General features: G+C 56.5%; 8 protein-coding genes and 5 pseudogenes. 8 read left to right on the top strand and 5 right to left on the bottom strand.

The window, feature by feature from the left end; all coding sequences use genetic code 11:
• Positions 1-133: 133 nt before the first annotated feature.
• Positions 134-1096 (bottom strand): GlxA family transcriptional regulator, encoded by a 963-nt coding sequence (locus M1E16_RS14750; RefSeq protein WP_458127681.1) that lies wholly within the window; start codon positions 1094-1096, stop codon positions 134-136.
• 306 nt (positions 1097-1402) lie between these two features.
• Between M1E16_RS14750 and M1E16_RS14745 the strand changes: the two genes are divergently transcribed.
• The 3 genes and pseudogenes from M1E16_RS14745 to M1E16_RS14735 all read left to right on the top strand — a co-directional run bounded on the left by M1E16_RS14745 (position 1403) and on the right by M1E16_RS14735 (position 3637).
• Complete coding sequence (locus M1E16_RS14745; RefSeq protein WP_458127680.1) at positions 1403-1849, top strand: hypothetical protein; 447 nt, start codon at positions 1403-1405, stop codon at positions 1847-1849.
• 141 nt (positions 1850-1990) lie between these two features.
• Positions 1991-2731 (top strand): annotated as a pseudogene (locus M1E16_RS14740) (MCP four helix bundle domain-containing protein); the annotation flags it as partial.
• A 24-nt stretch (positions 2732-2755) separates the two neighbouring features.
• Complete coding sequence (locus M1E16_RS14735; protein WP_458130331.1) at positions 2756-3637, top strand: methyl-accepting chemotaxis protein; 882 nt, start codon at positions 2756-2758, stop codon at positions 3635-3637.
• A gap of 1482 nt (positions 3638-5119) precedes the next feature.
• Here M1E16_RS14735 and M1E16_RS14730 read toward each other — a convergent pair.
• The 3 genes and pseudogenes from M1E16_RS14730 to M1E16_RS14720 form a co-directional block, all read right to left on the bottom strand.
• The gene (locus M1E16_RS14730; protein WP_458127679.1) at positions 5120-5524 is read right to left on the bottom strand and encodes a hypothetical protein; all 405 of its coding nucleotides are present in this window, start codon (positions 5522-5524) and stop codon (positions 5120-5122) included.
• Between the two features lie 38 nt (positions 5525-5562).
• Positions 5563-6018, bottom strand: coding sequence for a hypothetical protein (locus M1E16_RS14725; protein ID WP_458127678.1), 456 nt, complete (start codon positions 6016-6018; stop codon positions 5563-5565).
• A gap of 95 nt (positions 6019-6113) precedes the next feature.
• A pseudogene (locus M1E16_RS14720) lies at positions 6114-7043 on the bottom strand (TonB-dependent siderophore receptor); the annotation flags it as partial.
• Positions 7044-7497: 454 nt separating this feature from the next.
• Between M1E16_RS14720 and M1E16_RS14715 the strand changes: the two are divergent.
• The 4 genes and pseudogenes from M1E16_RS14715 to M1E16_RS14700 form a co-directional block, all read left to right on the top strand.
• Positions 7498-7682: pseudogene (locus M1E16_RS14715) on the top strand (IS5/IS1182 family transposase); the annotation flags it as partial.
• Positions 7683-7867: 185 nt separating this feature from the next.
• Positions 7868-8068: pseudogene (locus M1E16_RS14710) on the top strand (hypothetical protein); the annotation flags it as partial.
• Between the two features lie 2 nt (positions 8069-8070).
• Positions 8071-8252 (top strand): annotated as a pseudogene (locus M1E16_RS14705) (DUF1289 domain-containing protein).
• Between the two features lie 345 nt (positions 8253-8597).
• Positions 8598-9242 carry an imm11 family protein gene (locus M1E16_RS14700; RefSeq protein WP_458127677.1) on the top strand — a complete coding sequence of 215 codons (645 nt, stop codon included), beginning with the start codon at positions 8598-8600 and terminating at the stop codon, positions 9240-9242.
• 41 nt (positions 9243-9283) lie between these two features.
• Here M1E16_RS14700 and M1E16_RS14695 read toward each other — a convergent pair whose 3' ends face one another.
• Positions 9284-9583, bottom strand: coding sequence for a hypothetical protein (locus tag M1E16_RS14695; RefSeq protein WP_458127676.1), 300 nt, complete (start codon positions 9581-9583; stop codon positions 9284-9286).
• Positions 9584-10168: 585 nt separating this feature from the next.
• Between M1E16_RS14695 and M1E16_RS14690 the strand changes: the two genes are divergently transcribed.
• The gene (locus M1E16_RS14690; protein ID WP_458127675.1) at positions 10169-23089 is read left to right on the top strand and encodes a S8 family serine peptidase; all 12921 of its coding nucleotides are present in this window, start codon (positions 10169-10171) and stop codon (positions 23087-23089) included.
• The last annotated feature ends 22 nt before the right edge of the window (positions 23090-23111 follow it).

Raw genomic sequence — 23111 nt, 5'->3', positions numbered from 1 at the left:
TGAGTGCCCAGCCACCTCACTGGCGTGACGTGAACCCAACTTGTGTTCTATCGCAGGAGCTGAACGCGTTGTCGGAGCCACGCTGTACCGGTTGATCGTGTTCCGCCGAATTCGGCTCGCGTGCCCATCCTGATCAAAAGCTGGATTTGAACCTTTTGCGATACTCGTTGGGCGTTACGCCAAAGAAACTTGAAAATTTCCTTATTAAAATGGCTTCATGTCCGAGTCCTGTGAGGTATGCGATCTCTTTTAGGGGGCAGTCTGTGCTTATGAGCAAGTTACGAACTGTATCGATCCTGAACCGTTCAACCATCTTGCTTGGCGTTAACCCTGTGCTCGTCTTATATCTTCTTATAAACGTGCGTTCAGTCATGTTCATTCGCGTCGCCAATACCGTAATGGACAGATCATTTGCCAAATTTGCATTAACCCAAGCATGAAGATCCGAAAAATTGCCGCTTTTGGTTTGCATATCCAAGCTAGAACTGAACTGGTTTTGATCGCCTGGTCGTTTTAGAAAAACAACCAAGTGTTTCGCTACTTTAAACGCAATGGCATGCCCTAGGTCGGTTTCGACCAACGCTAATGCAAGATCAATGCCCGAGGTGACTCCTGCGGACGTCCATATATGGCCATCGTTAACAAAGATGGGGCCTCTTTTCAATAATACATCTGGAAAAGATTGCTCGAATTCATCATAAGCGGACCAGTGGGTAGTTACCTCTCGGCCTTTTAGTTGCCCCGTCGCGGCTAAGGCAAATGCTCCCGTACAAACCGAAACTAACCTTATAGCTTTTTCAGCATGTGCTTTAAATATGGAGTTGAAGCGAGGGTTTCTGCAAAAGCTATAGATGCCAGGCCCGCCTGGTACTATTAGAGTATGAGGAACAGGCGTACTCCAATCTAACGAGGTTGTGTGAAGATCCGCGTTGTCGAGAAGCGTCGCGGTATTGTCAAGCGAAGTTATCGATAACTTATACGGCGGGGCTTTCGGGTCAGAGAAATGATTAGCTGTTAAGAATACTTCCAAAGGACCCGCGAAATCGATGAGGTTCGCCTGCGAAAAGGTAATGAACTGAATCGTTTTAGCCACCATACGAAGCCCGTCCGCGCATTTAGCTTGGTGTAGATATACGTCGTTTTGGCGCGATTCGTCAACCTATTGTCATTTAATTTAGCCGGAATGATAGCATAATGTCATCGCATGGTAAAAAATGTCGACTACACAAATGTATTTTTGCTGAATATGCTTTTTTAGTTGAAAAAAATCAGGCTGATTTTGGATATGAACGTATCTTAGAGGTTTTTCCAGTCTGGGGTGGTTTGATTAAGAGTTTATTGAATCCTCGTAAAGGAAAATAACTAATTCCATTATTAAATCCGGTTGTGGTTGATTACTATTATGCAAAAATTATATAGCTACGCGGATGCGACGAAGAAGTGCGAAGAACTCACGAAGCAGATGATTGAGGATGTGGGGGGTATTGTATTCTCCGTGCGTGCATTAGAACATGACTTTCTGCTGGTAAATATTCAGGTGGAAAAAGCCGCTTGTTGCAATGTCAGTGGCTCCGATAAAGCTACATCTTTGCCGTCTTACATGCTTGTTAGAGAGTTAAAAAAGCTAAATCTTTCTTTGGAAGCGTTGAAAGCGAGTATCAGACGTAATATCACCGAGAGTCTAAGTCATCTCGATTCTGTTACTTCTAGTCTCGAGATGGATACGCCAGAAAACCCTTGCAATCTGCTTTCAGATGCGTTTTGTGAATACAAAAAAGTTCTCATTAAAAGCATTCGAACATTAAAAAACTCGATGATGAGTTGTTTGGCGCGGAGATGTAGGAACTAAAGAATAACTCGTCTGCTTTCGACTTTTTCGCATTTCGGCACCCTTCACTTGCCAAATAAGTCGTGCTTTGCTGGTGTCGAGAATCTCCCCTATCTTTAGGCCAAGCTTCTATCGTCGTGCCCGCTTGGTTTGTTACGTTAAATGACTATCGGAGTCGCTATGTGTTTCAAAAATTTAAGCATTTCCAAGAAAGCCACTTTGTGCTTTGGAGCTATTACCGCTGTCCTTATTTGTTTAGGTATTTTTTCCTATGTCCAATTATCTCAACTGAGGGCTGCTGGGCAGCAGCTAGCGGAAAATGCGCTACCTAGCACACAGACAATTGATGATATCCAAATTTCCTTGCTAGATGCTCGTTTGGAAAGTATCCGGATGCTTGCCAATTCAACGAATGTAGCGGGTAAGCAGACAGCAGAAGCGAAAGTTCAGAAAGCGGTGCAGTCGTTGGAGGCCCACAGCGAGTATTATAGAAAAAATTTGATTGCCGGAGATCAAGACCGGTTACAGTTTGAGGCTGCAGACCAAGCGATGAAAGTATACATTGCGGGACTTGCAGAGTTAGCCAAGCTAGACTCGGCTGACCATGATCGCGCGTTAGCATTTGCCAATTCTATTCAAGCTGATAACGCCAATTTATTTCAAGATAGGCTCAACTTCATAAGACAGTTCAATGCTGAGCAAGCTAAAGCCTTGAGTGTCGAGGCTGGTGTCGTCTACGAAGAGAGTACTAAGGTGCTTACTACCGTTGTCGCTGTCTCTCTATTACTTACGATCATATTAGCCATAACTCTAACGCGTAGCATTGTTAAACCAGTTGGAGAATCGCTAAAACTAGCAGAAGAAATTGCTTCGGGAGATCTTACGCGGCGCCTTGAGGTTTCTGGATCAGATGAAGTATCCCGGCTGATGGTTGCACTCAATCTAATGTCTAAGAATCTGCAAGGTACAGTTCTCGAAATCTCAGAAGCGTCTATGCAGCTCAGTTCTGCCGCTGTTGAAATGACGTCGATAACCGAGGCTGCTGAGCAATTAATTCAGCAACAGAATAGCGAAATCGAGCAGGCTGCTACTGCCGTTACAGAGATGACTTCTGCAGTAGAAGAAGTTGCACGTAACGCGACGTCTACGTCACTAGCAGCCCAAGATTCAAGTGAGTCGGCTAAGCTTGGTAATTTGCGGGTTTCTGAAACCTTGACCGCCGTTGAGTCGTTGACAGAGCTTGTAGAAAGCTCATCTTCACAGGTGCTCTTGTTGGCGGCCCAAGCTGAAGATATAAGTCACGTAGTTGGCGTCATCAGGAGTATTGCAGAACAAACTAATCTCCTAGCTTTGAATGCAGCTATCGAGGCCGCACGTGCAGGCGAACAGGGAAGGGGATTTGCTGTTGTTGCTGATGAAGTAAGAGCGCTGGCGCATCGGACGCAAATTTCTACCTTGGAAATCGAAAAAATGATAACAGCTATACAAAGTGGATCTGCCACTACTGTAGAGTCAATTCGTAGAAGTACCGAGGAAGTTCACAATACTAAACGAACGGCTGAGGATGCGGGCCGTTCTCTGCTGCAAATAACCGACTCTGTACTTCAAATTAACGAACGTAATCTTCAGATCGCCGTGGCGTCGGAACAGCAGGCGCACGTAGCGAGAGATGTCGATAGAAGTCTGATGAGCATTCGGTCTTTGGCCATCCAGAGCAGCGAGGGTGCGAACCAAACAATAACAGCAAGCAACGAACTCAGTCGACTCGCGATTAATTTGAATACTCTGGTACAAAAATTTAAAATTTGAAGTGCTGGAAAGATCCAGCGCACAGATTTAAAATTATGAGCACGGTGGGGACTTATCGATACCTTCGACCATGTCGTGACTTTTGGAATGGTCACGACGGAGATTGCTTAGCAATGCGCACGCTTTTCTAACGCAGGGTAGCATTGCGGGTGTCGTCCAGAATCAAGCCGTTTTCATGAGTATTCTTCTGCTTGGAGGACAACCTCCGGTAGTCCGCAAGCTGCTGGCCAATGACCCGATCATCAGTTGCAGTCGTCGCAGTGGTAGCCGTGGGATCGATGCAGAGACCTGTCAGGGATCGGTGTCATTTTACCGACAGGCTGTGCTCGTTGACATGAGCGTCTTACATATTGCCAATGACACCGCATGTAGATAATCAATGTGGCCATCGTGCTCAATCGCCGTATGACCACAGCAGCCTCGTATTTGGGTGGTTATGATCGGGATGCTGCGTGCAGATAACCATGTTGACCACCTCTTTTAGATGGGTGATCAAAAATCATATGCCATGAGAGCAGCATGCGCGATCCATCTGCGCATGCTCCATCGGTGCACAGAAGTAACGCGAATTTTTGTTAAAGGTTACGCGTCACTCGATAACCTTGTACGGGGCCATCTGCACGTTCCTCCACGGCGGATCCGGTGATTGTCAATGGATCCAGCGTCAGCGGTTGTGCAGCTGAAATAGGGTGTCCAAATAGCCCGAGTGTGAGTCCTGCCAGCAGCGGTACGCGATGTTCCAAAATGAGTCCTCCGCTAACTATGTGATAACACGACATTTACAGGACTCCGGTAGTACCACAACTTGTGAATCCCCTGTGACCGGTTCAAGTATCGTTTGGGACCCTCCGCAGTGGGCGGGGTACGTGGAGGCGTACGCCTGCGATTCCTTATTCGTTGTTCCTTCCGGGATTGTCTTAAAGCCGGAGAATACGAAAAAACGCACGATTCTGCGTAGCGATGCTCGACATCGGCCCTGATCTTTCCGGTCGCGTTGAACTAGTCGGGCTTGCGCACCATAGCAAAAACAAGGCTGACTACGAGAAGACCCAGACCCTGCTACTCAAAGTGCAGCCGTATATGAGTTACTTCCACAGATATAACTCGGGATCGAGCAATCGGATATTTTATTGCCGGCGATACTTTTCCGCTTGTTCGCCGTTACCCATTTCCAAACGCTTTTAGTACGAGCCAGAGCCAAAACCTCGGACGTCAATTGCGAGAGCTAATTGCTGATTTTGTGTAAAATATGCATCCTGTTATCCTCGCAAATAAGCCCTACGTGTCTGCCATATTTTGATCTTCGAATAAGACCGGTCTCGAATCCAAGCGCATAGCGAGCCCCATGGTCATCCATCGGGAAGAAATAGGCGCACCTTCGTAGCTTTTAATCCCAAGTTCAATCGCATCGTAGGCGGAGCAGACGATCCAGGTTTCTGTGAATTTTGCGCTCCCGGTAAAGCGTGTTTCTCAATTTTGCTATTATCCTACTTTATAATTAATATCCTTTTTTAAGGCTTCGACTTCCGTCTTAAATTGTTTAAGCTGGGATGAACATTGGAAGAAAATCTCTTTGCGGGGTATTATCTCATTGTTGCTATTTGAGCTCATAAGGCTTGATAAAGCATTTAACTCTAAGTCGATTTTTGCCGATAGCAATCCCAGCTGACTAAGCGCTGCATCTTTAATATTTTGAATCCCCAAGGCGCAGATATAAAGGCGATCTTTTAACCCTAATTTATCAGAGTTATCCATTATCTGAATGGATTGCATCCTTTGCTCCATGCATCGTATGGTCAGAATAAGCTCGGCGATTGATTGGACAACAATCTCTTGGCTGATTTTTAGCTCCTGAGCGACTTGGATTAATTTATTTCCCAGTTTCATGAGTTTATCCTGGTGCTTAATATTCTTGATGACGAGAGTTAACCTGGAAGGTTATTTTTAAGCGTAATGCCCATCCGATCCGGATAACTGTTTTGCCACCCTCTAAGCGCATAGATTAAGTCGTTTACAGCAAAGCACATGTCGACTAATGATTTTAAATCATTGCTAGGCGGTGCTGTCAGTACATATGACTCAACAAAGCGAACAAGCTTTGAAGAATCCATAATGAAAGCCTCGATTGTGGCACTTGTTTTATCTAAAGAGTTCTGCAAATCTTCGTAAAGAGTATTTGCATCTGGGGCGCTATTATTATATATGACTAGGCCAGGACTAGGCTCCGTCTTTTCAAGTGAAAATGAATCGTTACGAATAACCACCAAGCTGGTGATCATCTGTATAGAAAAATGCAATGCTCTAATTTGGCTAACTAATTCGTTGCCAATCTTGTTTTTTTCTTCAAGTGAAAATAACCAATGACTGCATATTTTTGGCATTGTATCCTCCTTCCCGATTGTGGATATGCAAGGTTGTTTTTCAAGCATGGCGAGAGCTTCAAGTGACTACGCTGGTGGTTCCGAGCTCACGCACTGAGCGTTCCCGACATATAGTGATTGGCTAGGCGAACCTTCCAATCGTCGTTCAAGTATTGCTCCAATGTCAGATCAATGGTCTGGTTGTCGTTATGTATCTGGTCATCGTTGGGCTCACCGACGAAGGTCGAACCCTTGGCCGAGCCCAGTTCACCGTTGACTGCCGGAATGCCGCGGTCGAGCACCGATTCGGCACGGGAGGACTCGGTGTCGAGCATCAGTTTGGTGTCCGGTGAAACCTGCCAGCTCAACGACGGACCGATGATCCATCGTCGACTCTCATCGTGATCGCGAAAACTGCTATTATCGTCGATGGCGATGTTTATCCGTGCCAGCAGGTTGCCCTCGATGTCGAGGGGCGAGTTGACGTCAACACTGCTGCGGTAGCGGTCCCAGGTGTCGGCGTTGATGTTCAGGCTACTGAACGTCTCAGCCTTGTGACGCTTGGTCACGATATTGACCAGGCCGCCGGGATCACCGCGACCGTAAAGACTTGCAGCTGGGCCTTTGAGCGTTTCAATACGCTCGATATTGGAGGTGTCCGGGGCGCTGTAGCTGCCACGGTTGATGGCAGGCCGTTCTTGTACAGCTCCGGTGGTAATACCTCGAACGCTGTAATTGAGGAAGGTCAGTCCGCCAAAATTATTCTGTCGCGAGACACTGCCGGCGAGATTCAAGGCGCGGTCGATACGCATGGTGTTAAGGCACTCGACATAGATCCTTCGCGGGACATCGCGTTTGTCGGAGTCGGTGCGAGTGGCTGTGCTCGAGTGCGTCGCTCGATAACCTCGCACAGGCCCATCAACCCGTTCTGCCAAGGCTGATCCGGCGATGGACAGTTCGTCTAATGTAAGAGGCTGTGCCGCCGATATTAGTTGTCGGAATTGCTCGAGTGTGCATCCTGCCAGCAGCGGCACGCGATATTTCAAGATAAATTCTCCGATTGATATGTAATAACATAACTGGCTCGAGCGTTGGTAACAACACATTTGGTAAATCGCCTGGGAATTTTGTCCTCGTCTGCGCTCCTGTTTCATGTGTCGCATGCCGCCTGCATGACTCAAAACGGGAAACAGGTTTGTCATACGAGATTAGTCCTGCACTGCGCCCGAGACGGTATGTGAGCGAAGCATTCGGGACGCCACTATGCCGCTACACTGGAAGGGGGGCTTGATGACCCTCACGGGTCCAGTGACCGGCTGAAGCATCGTGTAGAGCCCCCGTAGTGTAGTGGGCGGGTTTTCCCGGGCATGAGCATTTACACCGGTGCTTCACCGGCGTGGATGACCTGCTTCCCAAGCACTAAGTCGCAAAGCATGTCGACCAGAGGCTACAACTGCACGTCAGTTGCACTCACCCATTGAGCCAGTGTAGAGGGCTAGAAAAAGCCTGATGCTGCATTGTTCCTGGAGTTCGAAATGCCAGCGCTGCGCCATGAAACCGCAGTGCACACCGAGTACGGAGCGACGTGTCCGGCGCTGGGAACAGGAAGCCGTGCCGGGGGAAACGCAAAGCCCGCGGAGATGATGCGAATCCGAAAACGGACTGTTGAGCATCCCTTTTGGACGCCGTACGTCATAGCCTTCAGATTCTTGGCTAATCTCCCTAGCCACCCGCACGTCCACCATCCGATACAACATCGGTGCACAGGTTTGCCAATCCTGTTGTTGCTGTACTTTCCTCTTGGCAAGCTAGGATTGGGCGCGTCTCCATGCCAAGTCTCCTCTGCTACAAATGTTGACAGGTAGAGGTGGACTTACACGTCTGGCGAGTTGGACCTCAAGCCCATGCGGCCATCATAAGTGCTCTAGGTAAGGGCAGCGCGAACGCCGACAGCATTCGTGAACGTCTCAAGCCGGTTCACGATGGCAGCGCTCTGACGGTCGAGCTTCGGCCGCCAGAGGGCGACTGGAAAAATCGCCACGCACAATCACCCGCTGCCAAAGGTGACTGACAATAGCTAAAGAAATCGAAAACCCCTGCACCTCGATTTGCCAGCTGAGCGGCGATCTGTGTGTGAGTTGCGAGCGAAGGAAGGAGGATATTGGGAGGTGGAAGAGTAAGAAACGACCTGAAAAATGGCTGCTGTGCAAAGGGTGAATGTGCGCTTGAAAGGTCTGAAGAAAGCACACGGATAACTACGCGAGCCTCTTTGCGGCGGGCGAGATTATTTTTGTAACAGCGATGCGACAGGATGTGTGAGCGACTAACAACCGTCAGTGATAGATGAACTTTTTGTGAATGAGTTCGGTGTGCGAGCTGCGAATCCGTCTAAGCCCCATGCGGGTCGATTTGCGATTGAAACGGCTGTAATCGTCGCTGGCGATCGAGCGGTTGCCAGAGAAGGTCGTGTTGGCAGGACAAGCCTCCATTGATGGGGGATATGGGGTCAGTCACACTGTCAGTTGAGCACTGCTGTTGGGCATCGCACAGGCGGCGCAGCCTTGTAGAGAGCCGCTGACGACCGAAATTAAGGAGTGAGTATGCCGTATTTGATTGGAGCAGATTCCCGCCCGGGGACCGCTTTCAGCAGAACTTTCGATCCGCAAATCGAGGGGCGGCTGAGGGGCATGATCATCATGGGAGGGGACATCACTTCCGAGATGAGGGCCAGCATTCCTCGAGTAGTGCGCGTCTCTGAGCTCAAGGACGGTGGGGTACCAGAAATTATCGCCTGGGGCATCGGTCCGTTCATTGTCTGTGAGCGTCTGCGGGATATTTTGGAAGAACTGGAGCCAGGACGGCATGACTTCTTGCCGGTAGAGGTCCGCAGCGAGGCGCGGGGAGCGCAAGAGAAAAGTTATGGGACGTATTACCTGATAGTCGGCCTTGTGAGTTTGAACGCCGTTGTAATCGAGCAGACAGCGTTCACTAAAGGATTTGGTCAGGAGGGTTATGAGCTTAGCGCCAGATTTGACCCTGAGGACACGGGGCCATGTGTACTGGATGCGCGAGTTATCGCGGGACACCATTTTTGGCAGTTGCCTGCTGATTATGGGCAAACCCAGACGCATCCTGATCGTTTCATAACGGGTTTTTTCTGCTCGAACGAGTTGTGGAAACGAATCGAAGCCGAAGGTATGCGGGGCTTGGAAATTCAGAAAAAATGTGTGCTTGCCAATAGCTGATACTGATCTGCAACGTTGGGTCGGTCCTGCTTGTTAGAGTTTTATTTACAGATGATAGGGATATCACGATGGCCGACAACGATCTCGATTTCATGGATGTTAAAGCGCTGCCGAAAGTAGTGGTTCATACGCCGGAGGGCGATCGCACTGTTTCGTACGCACGCCATCATGTGATTGCAAACGAGACGTTCGAACGGTTTGAATTCCTTAAAGCTTTGCAAAAAGAGCACCTTTGGGACCAGACCAGCTTCAAGACCAATGGTGTTGCGCTGGTGCAGACCATTGATGGTGAAGCAGCAACACTCTCTGCCTACCGTGATGTAGTCGCTGGTGCTGCGCATACGGGTTACCACAGCGGTTATAATGCCGACCAGACACGCATTTTCGAAGCCTTTGAACAAAAGTATCTGGCATTACAAATCTCGGGGAATTGGAGTGCATACGGTTCAGAATCGGCTTGGCTGGCCGCACAAGCGAAGACTATTCATGGTTACACCGCATTCCTGAAAACCGAACTCGTTAATCCGAACTCCGCATTAAAACTTCACTCCAGTGATGCCAGTCGTCTGGACGCAACTTCGACTGAGTTGTGGAGCAAGTTTTCGAAGACATTCTTCGATATTGATACCTTGACGTTCGACTCCGCTATTACTAGTCACCCATCTTATCTCGCAGGCAGCCAGTTTGCCCCGGGTATACATGCGGGGGCCGGTGCACTGGATGCTACCCCAGGCTCCAAAAGCGCTTTGGACGTTTCAACGTTCGCGACCAGTTCCGACGTGGCCAAGGCGATGGATAGTCAACTGGGCATCAAGGCATTGACCCCGTCAATATTCGATAAATATCACATACACCAATCAGTCGGGATTGTTAAAAAAGGTCACAGTACTGCCGTTGTTGCACTCACAGCTGCCGGACTGGTTGCCATGGTTTTCCATCAGCAAGAGGCGATGGCCGCCGAGCTCAAGCGTCCGGTTTCCTTCGATGAAGCACGCAAGGCATTGGGACTTGAACTCGATGAGAAAGCGCTACGTGATGTGGCTGGTGATACTGCGTTCGATGTAGGCGTCAGTCTGGCGTTGCCGTTTGGTTGGGCCAAGCATGCCTGGGAGTTGCTACTGTCCGGCGAGGACATTATAGGTGTGATCCGGTTATACGGGCAGTTGTACCCCGACAACAGTTCGATCCAGCAATTGAATAGCGTGGCGGACAGCATCGAAGCTGCGCCGGCCTATGACGCCTACAAAGAAAACAAGGAGCAGTTGAAAGCCTGGCTCTCCAGCCAGTTCAATGGTTCCAGTAATCGCAACGGCAGTATTCTGGATGTCGCCACCGATCCGTCGACGCTCAACCCTTCGAACCTCAACCTTGGCGGCACCGGGGGAGGGCATGGATTGTTGCAATCTGGCGCGGGTTACGCGGCGACCATGCTTGAGCGCTACGTGAACCGTGACGGTATCGAATTCGTCTCGCCCAGCAACGTAGTGACCGGTGGCACCCGTCCCGGTAACGGCAGTGTCAACGATCTGGCTGCACAGATGGCCGCGCTGCGGGCCCAGACCCAAAGCGCGGGCTCGATGGGTGAGGAAGGGCAGGGCTGGGAGATGCCGACCCCGGCCAGTGGCAATCATGGGGTAGTGACTCAGAACGGGAAGAGCTACAACGCCACGCTGTACTTCGATGCTCAAGGTAACTGGATTGGTTTTACCCCGGATGCGGGCCAGGTAGGCACGGTCAAGTTTGCGGATGGGCGTGAAGTCGAGTTGAACAGCTCCCAAACGATATTGGTTGGTGAAAATGCCACCAATGCCAATGGCGGGGTAAGTGCCAATGGCTGGTGGATTGTCGAGAGTGAATACGTCGCCGCGTTATTGGACGCCAAGCAGGCTGCCGATACGGTGGCGGACACCGACCCGATTGTGCTTGATGGCGGTGGTGATAGCGTGCGCATCGGCGTGGGGCAGATAGACTTCGACCTTGATGCCGACGGGGTCGCAGAGCGCTTGCCTTGGACCGCTTCCACAGATCCTGTTCTAGTCCTGGACCGCAATGGCGATGGCCGTATCGCCAATGGCGCCGAACTTTTTACCCTGACCGCACAAAGCGCCGGAGCTCGTCCAGTCCTGGCAACGCTTGACTCCAACGGCGACGGCAAGCTGGATGCTACGGACAAACAATGGTCCGCGTTGCGGCTGTGGGCAGATCGCAATCAGGACGCTTACGCCAGCGCTGGAGAGCTGTCCAGCCTGGCTGATCTCGGAATCCAGTCCATCAATCTGGCGCCAATCTCAGGCTCGGTGGCCGGACAAACGAATGTCAAAGGCGTAGTCGCCACCTACACCAATGGGACGACCCGTACCCTTTGGGATGTTGACCTCTCGCCGCAAGCACCTTCAGGCAAACCGTTGACGACTTCGTATGCAGCGGGTGTCGACAAATCTGTACTCGGCGAGCAAACCGCATTGGTGGCCAAGAGTGCGCTGGGCGTGCGCCTGGATCTCAATGGTAGCGGTGCGACCCAGGCGATTGGCCATGTGGGCGATGACACGCTAGTCGGCACCACAGGGAAGGACTGGCTGATCGGCGGGCAAGGGGCCGACAAGTTTCAGGGCGGTGCGGGCAGCGATCTGTTGGTCGTTGACCATTGGGATCGCCAAGTGGATATCGATGGCGGTGCCGGCATTGATACGGTGTTGATCGCTGATGACAGAGGCGTAGCCCTGAACCTGTCCCAGGCCAATATCGAGGTGGTCTACGGCGGCTACGGCGCGGATGTGCTGATCGGTGGCGGTGCGGATAACTACTTTATCGAAGGTGCTGCCGGTGATGACTACATCCGCGGTGGCGGCGCTGACGATGCGCTGTCCGGTCAGGATGGCAATGATGTTGTCTATGGCGGTTCCGGCGATGATCTGATCCGTGGAGGCCGTGGCAATGACCAACTGTTCGGTGACGCCGGTGGCGATGTGCTTGACGGTGGCGCTGGGGATGACCTCATCGATGGCGGTGCCGGTAATGACATCTTCATTGGCTCAGGCGGTAACGATGTCATCGACGGTGGGGCCGGCATCGACCTGATCCAATTGTCGGGCAGTCTGTCGCAATACCGTTTTGTTCGCACCGCCAGCGGTGCCTATCAGATCACCGACCTGGTCGCTGACCGTGACGGCACGATGCTGTTGAACAACGTCGAAAGCTTTGCGTTCAAATCGGGAACAGCAATGACCGCCCTGGCGCTCGGGCTGGATGCTCCGCTGCCGGTGGACGACCGAATTTCCGTAGCGGCGGGCGGCCCGGTGACAATCGCCGTGGCGAGCCTGTTGGCCAATGATCTGGATTTCCAGCATCTGGATGCGGCTCAGTTGAATATCAATTGGGTTGGCGACGCTATCGGCGGAACGGTCCGGCTCAGCTCGGATCGTCTGAGCGTGACGTTCACCCCGACGGCTGGTTACAACGGACCGATTGAGTTCAGCTACCGCGTCAACGATGCACAGGGCAATGCAGCGCCGATCATCGCAAACACAGGCGACAGTACGTTGCAAGGCGAGATGAAAGCCAGAGTGCTGTTGGTGCCTGTGGGCGCTCCCAGTGATCCGGATTACGTCAAGCAGTGGTACCTGGGGGCTGTGAGTGTCGGAGCCGCCTGGGAGCGCGGCTACACAGGAAAGGGCGTCAAGGTGTTGGTACTGGAGCCCAGCGGTGAGTTTGCAACGGATCGCCAGGTGGCCGATCTCAATCATTTCGACCTGGTTGCCAACAAGTCAGGCACCTTCAACGATACTCGGGTACATGCGACGCACGCGACCATGGTTGCCGGTGTGATCGGCGCGGCTCGTAATGGCATTGGCGGCGTGGGCGTTGCCTACGATGTGACGCTGGATGCCAAAGGCTTTATTCCGTTCTCCAACCCGACGGCGACGGTGGCGCGTTTTCGCGAAGATTTGATGTCGATGCGCTATTACGACGTCGTAAATAATAGTTGGGGGCAAAGCAACCCTGATCAGTTTGGCTGGTATGCCGGTCTGAGTGCGGGTGACCCCGCCTTGTTGTTGCAGACCCAGGCCGAATTTGCAGCCCAGCGAATCGCTGCCACTCAGGGCCGCCAAGGCCTCGGCACTGTCATGGTGTACAGCGCCGGGAATGATCGTGCTAAAGGCTATGACGCTGGGCTCAGTACCCTCACGAGCAACGAGTACACCATTACTGTCGGGGGAGTGAACCTGGTTGGCAATGTGGGGGGCAGCTCCCAGCCATCCCGGCCCTTCAGCAATCGCGGCGCCAATATCCTGGTGTCGGCTCCAGCATCGAACATCATGACCTCCGCGGTGCAGGTCGAGACAGCAGACGGCAACAAGATAGGCAACACCAGCGCTGAGACACAAGGAACGTCGTTTGCCGCGCCCATCGTCTCGGGTATCGCCGCGCTGATGTTGCAGGCGAACGCCAGGCTGACCTACCGAGACGTGCAGACGATCCTGGCCTTGACGGCCCGCAAAGACATGGGCACCGGTACCGTCTCCAACACCCTCTGGTCGAACAATCGCGACCTTGGCTGGAACGGCATCGGTATGCATTTCAGCGACGATTTCGGTTTCGGCATGGTGGACGCGGCCGCCGCCGTGCGCATGGCGGAAACATGGGCGACGGGTTCTGCCACTGCTGAGTACACCACTGCGGTAGCAGCGCAAGCGGACTTATTGCCGGACATGGGGCAAAGAACATTGACCTTCTTTGTCGACAAGCATGTGGGGGCCGAACAGGCGCTGCTGCGCCTGAGTCTGGGCCACACGCGCTGGAGCGATCTGGTGGTGACCCTGATTTCCCCGTCCGGCACCCGCAGTGTGCTGCTCGATCGGGCTGGCTTGGCTGGCCACATTGCCAATCCGTCAGGGACGACCGTGCTGGACGTGGACCTGATGAGCGTGCAGTTTCGTGGTGAAGATACTTACGGAAACTGGCAACTGGTGGTGGAGGACAAGGCAGCGGGCGGGACTGGGTTGGACGGGATTCGCGCCAGTTTGCAGGTGGCCGGCACGGCCCAGGACAGCGTCAAGCACTATGTGCTGACCGATGAGTACGCTGGCAACTGGCGGATTGACCCGGTCTCCAGACCATCGGAGTTGAATGCTGCTGCGCTCAGCAATGCGGTGCGCATCGATCTCTCCGGGGCAACGGCGAGTTTGGTGAATGGACGTGCCCTGACGGTCATGCCCGGTGTGGATCGAGTGGTGGGCTCCGATGGCAATGACACGCTGCTGGGGTCGGACAAGGATGAAACCCTGGTGGGCGGTCGTGGAATCGACACTTTGTCGGGGGGCGACGGCAAGGACCGACTGGAAGGCGGACAGGGCGGCGACGTCCTCGATGGTGGCGCGGGCAAGGACTTACTCATGGGCGGTATAGGGGACCGCTTGATCGGAGGCTCCGAAGCAGACATTTTCCTGATTGAAGATGATGGCCCCGGTACCCTCACGATTGTCGATTTCAATCTTGCCGGTGGCGACTTGCTGGTGCTCCGGGGCAAAAATCGCCTGAGCACCAGCAACGTGCTTCAAGACGTTCAGGCTGATGGTCTGCATTTGAATTACCAGGGCCAGGGCGGCACGCGAACCATCGTCCTGTCGGGCGTCAAGCAAGCACTCACGGATGCCCAATTGAATTGGATGTCGGCCAACGGGGAGGTGAAAATCAATCCGGTCTCGGGTGGCGTCACCAGCAAAAACGTCATCTACGTGTCGCCCATTCCGGTCGTGGGCCGTAAGAAACCCTACTCGCGCGATGGCCTGACGGTCACTGAGAGTGGCGTTTATTTCAACGGCGTGGTGAGCGGTGGCGTTGTGTCTTACCACAACGGTGATCGGGTGAGTTACAACCCGACACTGGTCCAGGAACGCCAGCCCAATGGCAGCCTGTTGAATCTGTATGTCGTCGACGGCGAGGCCTACACGCTGGAGCAATTGGCCTATTGGTTCGAGGTCCAGGGCGTGACATGGGGGCCGCAAGGTACCGAGGGCGATGATTTGATGCTGGTGGGGCGCTCCCTAGTCAGCGCCCCGGTTGGGCTGTCGGATAAATGGCTGAAAGCGCTCTCGGACAGTCGTCGATTGTTCAACGCCGGGGGTGGCAATGATGAACTAGTCGGCGACGACACGGCCGATTGGATGTTGGGCGGCAGCGGCGATGACGTGCTCACCGGCAATGGAGGAAATGACGAACTTGACGGCGGTAGCGGCAACGACTTTTTGTACGGCGGGGCGGGTCAGGACAAACTGGTCGGCGGTGATGGCGATGATCGGCTTGAAGGGGGCGTAGGTGGCGATATCCTTGAGGGCGGCAAGGGCGACGATACCCTGATCGACTTGTCCGGCGGCGACACGCTGTCGGGCGATGACGGCGATGACATTCTGCAAGGTGCTCCCGATGTTGGCGCCGAAGCGGTCTTGTTGGCCAACAATGCGGTGGGTGGCGTGCGGATTGCCGGCCCAGGCTCCATTCTGCGCGGTGGCGCGGGCAAGGACACCTTGACAGGCAGTGGGACCCTTGAAGGTGGTGACGGTGACGATACGCTCACGGGTTCCGGCTCCTTGTGGGGCGGCGCGGGCAACGACACCCTGATCACCCGCGGCGGCCTGCTCTACGGCGGCACGGGGGTGGACCGGTTCGTGTTCGCCGCGGGGTTCAAGACCTCGGTGATCGCCGACCTGGAGAACCAGGACAGCGTGGAGTTCCTCAACGCCGCGAGCTTGCAATTGGCAGTGACCGCAGCGTTTGCGGCCAACGATGTCAATGCCTTTTCCGCGCGGGTCAGCCTGGTCAACGGCGACGGCACCAAGGTGGTGCTGGCCTTGCCGTTCACATTCAGCGTCGACCGCCTGGCTGCCGGCGATATCGACCTGGTCCCTGGCAACTTCCTGTTCCAGGGTGGCGCACGCCCGACCTTGCTGCTCAATGGCAAGACCCTGACCCAGGGCGCCGACATCGTCGTGCAAGAGCGCGTCGGCGCCAACGCCTTCAATACACTGGGCGGCGACGATATCGTCTTCGCCCGCAAGGCGAACGGCCTGAGCATCGACACCGGCGACGGCGCCGACAACCTGTTTGTCCTGGCCGGCGGCAACCGGATCGACAGCGGGGCGGGAGACGACCGGATCCAGATGCTCGCCAGCGCCTCGACCAGCGTCGATACCTTGATCGGCGGCGCCGGCAACGACGTCATTACCCTCGACGGCACCGCCGCCATTGTCTACGGCGACGACCTGGCGGGCACCCAGGCGGGTAACGACACCCTGATCGGCGCCGCCGGGGGCGACATGCTCTACGGCGGTGGCGGCGCCGATACGCTGCAAGGTAACGGCGGCAAGGATGTCCTGGACGGCGGCGTGGGCGATGACCTGCTCGATGGCGGCGCCGATGATGATCGGCTGAGTGGCGGCGCGGGCGTCGATACCCTGCTGGGCGGCAGCGGCGATGACGCGATGTACGGCGATGCCGGCGACGACGTGCTGGCCGGCGGCGCGGGGGCGGACAAGCTCTACGGCGGGGCGGGCAACGACACCTTGACCGGCGGCACCAGCAATAACCTGCTGTCCGGCGACGACGGCGACGATTTGCTCTACGGCGGCGACTTCAACGACGAACTCTACGGCGGGGCGGGCAACGACACCCTGATCGGCGGCGACGGCGTGAATATCTACGAAGGCGGAGCGGGCGACGATGTGATCATCGCCCGCTCCGGGACCGATACCCTCAGGTTCGGCAGCGGTTCGGGCAACGATACTCTGTGGGCGCTGTCGGCAATGGACACGATCGTGTTCACCGACCTGAACCCGGAGGCCGTCAAGTTCGAGCTGTTCCATGAAATCCGCGGGAAGATTTCCTGGGGCAACAACTCCGTGACCCTCAAGGACTTCTCCGACGACACCACGGTTGTGTTTGCCAACGGGGTGCGCAAGAAACTGCGGGACTACGAACCCACCAACGACGGCTATGTGCCAGTGGATTTCGGCTGGGTCGCGGTGTACGACAGCGGCCTGGCGGGCGACAAGAGCAAGCTCAGCGCCTACGCCGGAACCATGGCTGACGACCATCTGTATGGCGGGCCGATTCTGCCCACGGAGGCCGCCTACTGGTATGTGGTCGGGCGCGAAGGCAACGACGACCTGGCTGCTGGCGGCTCGGGCGCGGTGCTCGACGGCGGGCTGGGCAACGACAAATACCTGGCCAGCAATGGCGCCATGGTGATTCGCGGCTCCTACCAGGACGATGGCGAAGACACCCTGGTGGTCTCGGGCAATACCGCCGAGAACCTGCTGTTCTATCGGGTCGCCAATCCGTTGCAGAGTTACGTGGCCGGCCTCAACGCCGACCTGTCGCGCGAGGCGGCGACCGAGTTGCAGCGCTACCTGGAAAAGACCAAGGATCCGTTGCGTTTCGGCTTCAAGCCGCTGAACGAGCAGAGCCTGCTGTCGTTCGACACCCTGCGCGTACAGTCGCGGGACGGCAAGATGACGGTGGATATCGTGGGTTTCTTCGCCGATGGCGTCGAGCACAACAACGTCAGGAACATCTCGTTCACCTCGATCCTGGACGATCAAGGCAAAGCTCAGGTCATGGACCTCTATGGGTTGCTGGCGAGCCAGGGCCGCATGGTGCGGATCGACCCCGACAGACAGAGCATCTTCGTCGGAGCCCCGACGCAGAATTACTACCTGGACCAGGCATTCGGCCTGGGCAACAGCCGCAAATCGTCGATGGTCATGGGCGCGGAAGCCGCCGAGGCTCTCGAGGGACGGGTCAGTTTCCGCCTGGGCAATATCAAGACGCCGCCGCCCAACAGCCCTTCATGGTTGTACAACTACACCTCGGCGGGCCGCGATCTGTCGGCCAGCCAGATCTTCTTTGGCGAGTCGCCTTCCTCCGAATTGCTCGATGCCACGTCCTACCGGGATGTGATTGCCCAGTCGGACGTGCTGCTGGGCAATGGCGGCGACGACACCTTGTGGGGCGGCGGCGCCTACCTGGAGCGCACCTGGCTGACCAGCGGCAAGCGTCAGCGTGATACCTCGACCACCGTCTATACGGATCGCTGGTCGTCAACGGTGTACAACGCCAACAGTTCGTTCAACCCCACCTACCGCGTCCCGTCACCCGGCGATGGCGTAGTCTTGCGCGACTACCTGAACGGCGGCGACGGCAACGATACCTACCTGTATCGCAAGGGCGACGGTGGCATGACCGTCATGGCGCTGGTCGGCACGGCCGGCGCCGGGGCCAAGGGCACCGACCGCCTGAGGATGGAGGGGTACCTGAGCAAGGAGGTCACGGTACAGGTCGGGAGCGATGGCGCACTGGTCATCTCGGGAGGCGGTACCAGCTCGTCCGCCGCCGACATCATTGTCGAGAAAGGCGCGAACGGCGAGCTGCAAGTCGACTCAATCATCTTCGACGACGTCACGCTGTCGGTCCGCACCCTGATCAGTAACGCTGGCAGCACGCCACCGGTCACCCGACCGATCGGCGTGGACCTGCTGGCCGACAGCCTGCGCAATCTCGCGGGGCCGCTGGCCGAGGCGAATGTGGTCATGGGCACGGCCAACTCGGAAACCTTCACGGTGAGCGGCAACCAGTACGTGCGTGGCCGCGAAGGGGCGGACACCTATGTGATCGATCGCAACACCCTGGGTTTCGCCGTGGTGCAGATGGACCGCGGGGACCGGGTGACGATGTTCGCCGGGCCGAACAACAGCAACCAAACGCTGTCGCTCGCCACCAACGACACCAGCAACCGCCATGGCTGGCAGTTGGGGCGGCTGGACCCGAGCCGGGTCAAGGACGGTCAATACTCCCTCGACGCCTGGGTACCGGTGTCGGGCGACAACGAGTTGGCCAGCGACATGCTGCTGACCTTTGAAACCACCCGTGCGGACGGTTCGGTCTACACCAGTTACCTGGTGCTGGCGGATGTCATGGGCGCCAACGGCACCTACTTCGACCGCTTCTTCGATTTGCCCAACTGGTTCAATGGCTGGCTGGACAAAGACAAACCGGTGATCGGTACCATGGGCTCCGATCAGCTCATGGCGCCGTTCAACGGCGGGACGGTCTATGGCCGAGGCGGCAATGACACGATCTCCGGTGGCTATAACACGAACGATCGGCTGTTCGGCGGCAGTGGCAACGATGTGCTGCACGGTCATGCTCGTAACGATGAGCTGTATGGCGGCGACGGCGACGACATGCTCTACGGCGACGAGGGCAACGACACGCTGGCGGGCGGTGCCGGGCGCGACCGGCTCGCCGGCGGCCTCGGCGACGACACCTACATCTGGGACGATGTCGATCTGAGCACGGAGGTGGTGGAGAACGCTGGCGAAGGCAGCGATACGATCCAGGCGCCCGTGGACCTCGATCTGCGCAAGTTCGCCAATATCGAGAATGGCCAACTGACCGGCAGCGCGACGCTGACCCTGACCGGCACCGAAGACGGCAACCGCTTGACCGGCAACGGCCAGGGCAGCCGCCTGGTGGGGCTTGGCGGCAACGACAGCTATGTGATCAACGGCCCGGACGCGGTGATCGAGGCGGCGGACGGCGGCTACGATACGCTCCAGACCCGCTTGAGCGTGTTGCAACTGGCGGCGAACGTCGAAGCCCTGGTGTCGATGGGCTCGGGCTTGCAACTGACCGGCAACGGGCTGGACAACGAACTGCACGGAGATGCCGGCAATAACGTGATGTACGGCCTGGCCGGCGACGACCTGCTCAATGCCGGGATGGGCGACGACAGCCTGAGCGGCGGGCGCGGCAGCGATCTGCTGTACGGCGGCGGGGGCGACGACACTTACCTGTTCAACCGCGGCGATGGCGAGGACACCATCATCAACGGGCTGGCCGGCATGACGCCGCAGACCGGCAAGCTGCTGCTCGGCAACGACGTCAACTCCCGCCAGCTGTGGCTCAGCCGTGCGGGCGACAGCCTGGTCGTCGAGGTCATCGGCACCGAGGACCGGGTCACCCTCAAAGACTGGTACGCCCGGCAGTCCTACCGGCTCGAGCAGATCCTGGCGGGGGACGGGGTGGCCCTTTACCAGGTCGATGGCCTGGTGCAGGCCATGGCCGCGTACCGGGCGGCCCATCCGGGGTTCAACCCGCAGACCGGGTTCGAGATTCCCGACGACGCCAGCCTGCGTTCGGCGCTGAGCGACGCCAGCGTGCCGCGTGCGACACCGGGCGGACAGCCTTCCGGGGCGCCGGTGTCCAACACCCTGACAGGCACCGCAGGGGACGATATCCACCATGTGGATCATCGCGACGACAAGGTCGTCGAGGGCATCGGCGCTGGTCTCGACACGGTCTACGTCTGGTCGCTGCCGCACTACCAACTGGCGGAGAACGTCGAGAACGCACGCATCATGGGCTCCTCCGGCACCTCGCTGCGGGGCAACGCGTTGACCAACATCCTGTACGCGGGGGATGGCAACGACACCATCATCGGCTCCATGAACCCCTACGCCGGGCTGGCCAGCCCCGATACGGTGAGTTACCAGTACGCGAAGGCGGCGATCCAGGTCAATTGGCACCTGATGGGCACGGGCCCCGAGGTGACCGGGGGCTCGGGCAATGACGAGCTGCTGTACATCGACAACATCATCGGCAGCGGCTTCAACGATACGATTAATGGCAACGAGCTGGACAACATCCTCGATGGCGCAAGCGGCGCCGACTGGATGGGCGGCGGTAACGGCAACGACGTGTATGTGGCCGACAACCCTGGCGACATTGTGTTCGAACTGGCCAATGCCGGCATAGACACGGTGAACAGCTACCTGGTCGGCTACACCCTGACCGACAACGTCGAAAACGCCCGCATCCTGCAAATGGGCAACACCTGGTTGACCGGCAACGCGCTGGCCAACGTCATTTATGCCAGCCAGGACAACAACGTAATCGACGGCGCTGGGGGCAGCGACACCGTCAACTACGAAGGCATGGCCTCGGCGGTGACGGTCAACCTAGGCGTCGGCAACGCGCAGCAGACCGGGGGCTCCGGCAGCGACACCCTGACTGGCATCGAAAACCTGGTCGGCACGCGTTATGACGATGTGTTGACGGGGAATGAGCAGAGCAACCGACTCGACGGCGGATTGGGCGCGGACACCTTGAGCGGTGGGCTCGGCAATGACGTCTACCTGGTGGATAACCTCGGCGACAAGGTAATCGAACTGGCCGACGGCGGGGTCGATACCGTGCTGGTGTCTGTCGGCCAATACACCCTTGGGCAAAACGTCGAGAATGCGCAGATGCTCGCCAGCGGAGCGTCCTCCCTGACGGGCAACGCTCAGGACAACTGGATTGACGTGTCGGCCGGGGACAACCTCATCAACGGTGCCGGCGGCACGGATACCGTGTCTTACCTCAATGCCACGGCGGGCATCGCCATCGACCTGGCCCTGACCGGCAGCCAGGCCACGGGCGGTTCCGGCAACGACATCTTGCTCAATGTCGAGAGTCTGGTGGGCAGCCGGTTCGACGACAAGCTCAGGGGCAATGCCCAGGCCAACACCTTGCTCGGCGGCGCCGGCTCGGATTGGCTCGAAGGGCGCGAGAACGATGACACCTTGTCGGGCGGCAAAGGCTACGACACCCTGGTCGGCGGCACGGGTAATGACACCTATATGTTCGGGCGCGACAGCGACGATGATCGAATCGTCGAAAACGACGCCACCGCCGGCAACACCGACACCCTGGTCTTCGGTGTGGGCATCCTCAGCAGCCAACTGTGGTTCGGCCGCGAACAGAGCGACCTGAGGATCCGTATCATCGGCACCAGCTATTCGGTGACCGTGAGCAACTGGTACCTGGGCGCGCAATACCAGGTGGAGAGGTTCACGACTGCGAAAGGCGGCGTGCTGCTGGCCAGCCAGGTGGAAAACCTGGTCCAGGCCATGGCCAAGCTGAGCCTTCCGACGACGCCGCTATTGCCGGCCACCCATGTCGCGGCGCTGACGCCGGTGCTCAACGCGAACTGGCAGGGCGAATGGCGCCCGCCGGTCGGCACCGATGGCGACGACACCCTGGTGGGCGGGCCGACGGCCGATACGCTGTCGGGGGGCGCAGGCAACGACACGCTGATCGGTAACGCCGGCAACGACACCTTGGTGGGCGGCCCGGGTAACAACACCTTGATCGGCGGGCTGGGCGACGACACCTACGATGTCAGCAGCTCCCAGGACATTATCGTCGAGCAGCCAAACGAGGGCGCCGACGCGGTCCGCGCCTATGTGTCCTATGCGCTGCCGGACAATGTCGAGCGGATCACGCTGATGGGCGACGCGGCCATCGATGCCCGGGGCAACGACGGCGCCAACACCTTGCTCGGCAACGGCGCGGCCAACACCCTGGTCGGCGGCGGGGGCAACGACATTCTCAACGGTCTCCTGGGCAATGACACCCTGATTGGTGGTACCGGCGATGATCGATATCTCATGGTAGGCGACTTCGGACTGGATCATATCGTCGACAACGATGCTACGGCTGGTAATTCCGACATTGCGTTGATCATGGGGAGCTTCACCGTGGATCAGTTGTGGTTTCGTCATGTCGCTGACGACTTGGAGATCAGTGTAATCGGCACTGCAAAGAAGGTTGTGGTGGATGACTGGTACTTGGGCGCAGCGCACCATGTTGAAAAAATACAGTCAGGGACAAAGGTCTTGCTCGACACCAAAGTCGAAAACCTGGTCAGCGCCATGGCCGCCTTCACGCCTCCCGCCAGCGGTCAAACCAGCTTGCCCTCCAATTATGCGACGGCGCTGGTGCCCGTGATCGCGGCGAACTGGCAATGAGGGGAGAGATCGAACAGCCGCA

It is taken from the genome of Pseudomonas sp. Z2-11 (genome assembly GCF_054161305.1).
The sequence above is the reverse complement of the archived record's forward strand: the minus strand, read 5'-3'. Positions and strand labels throughout refer to the sequence as shown.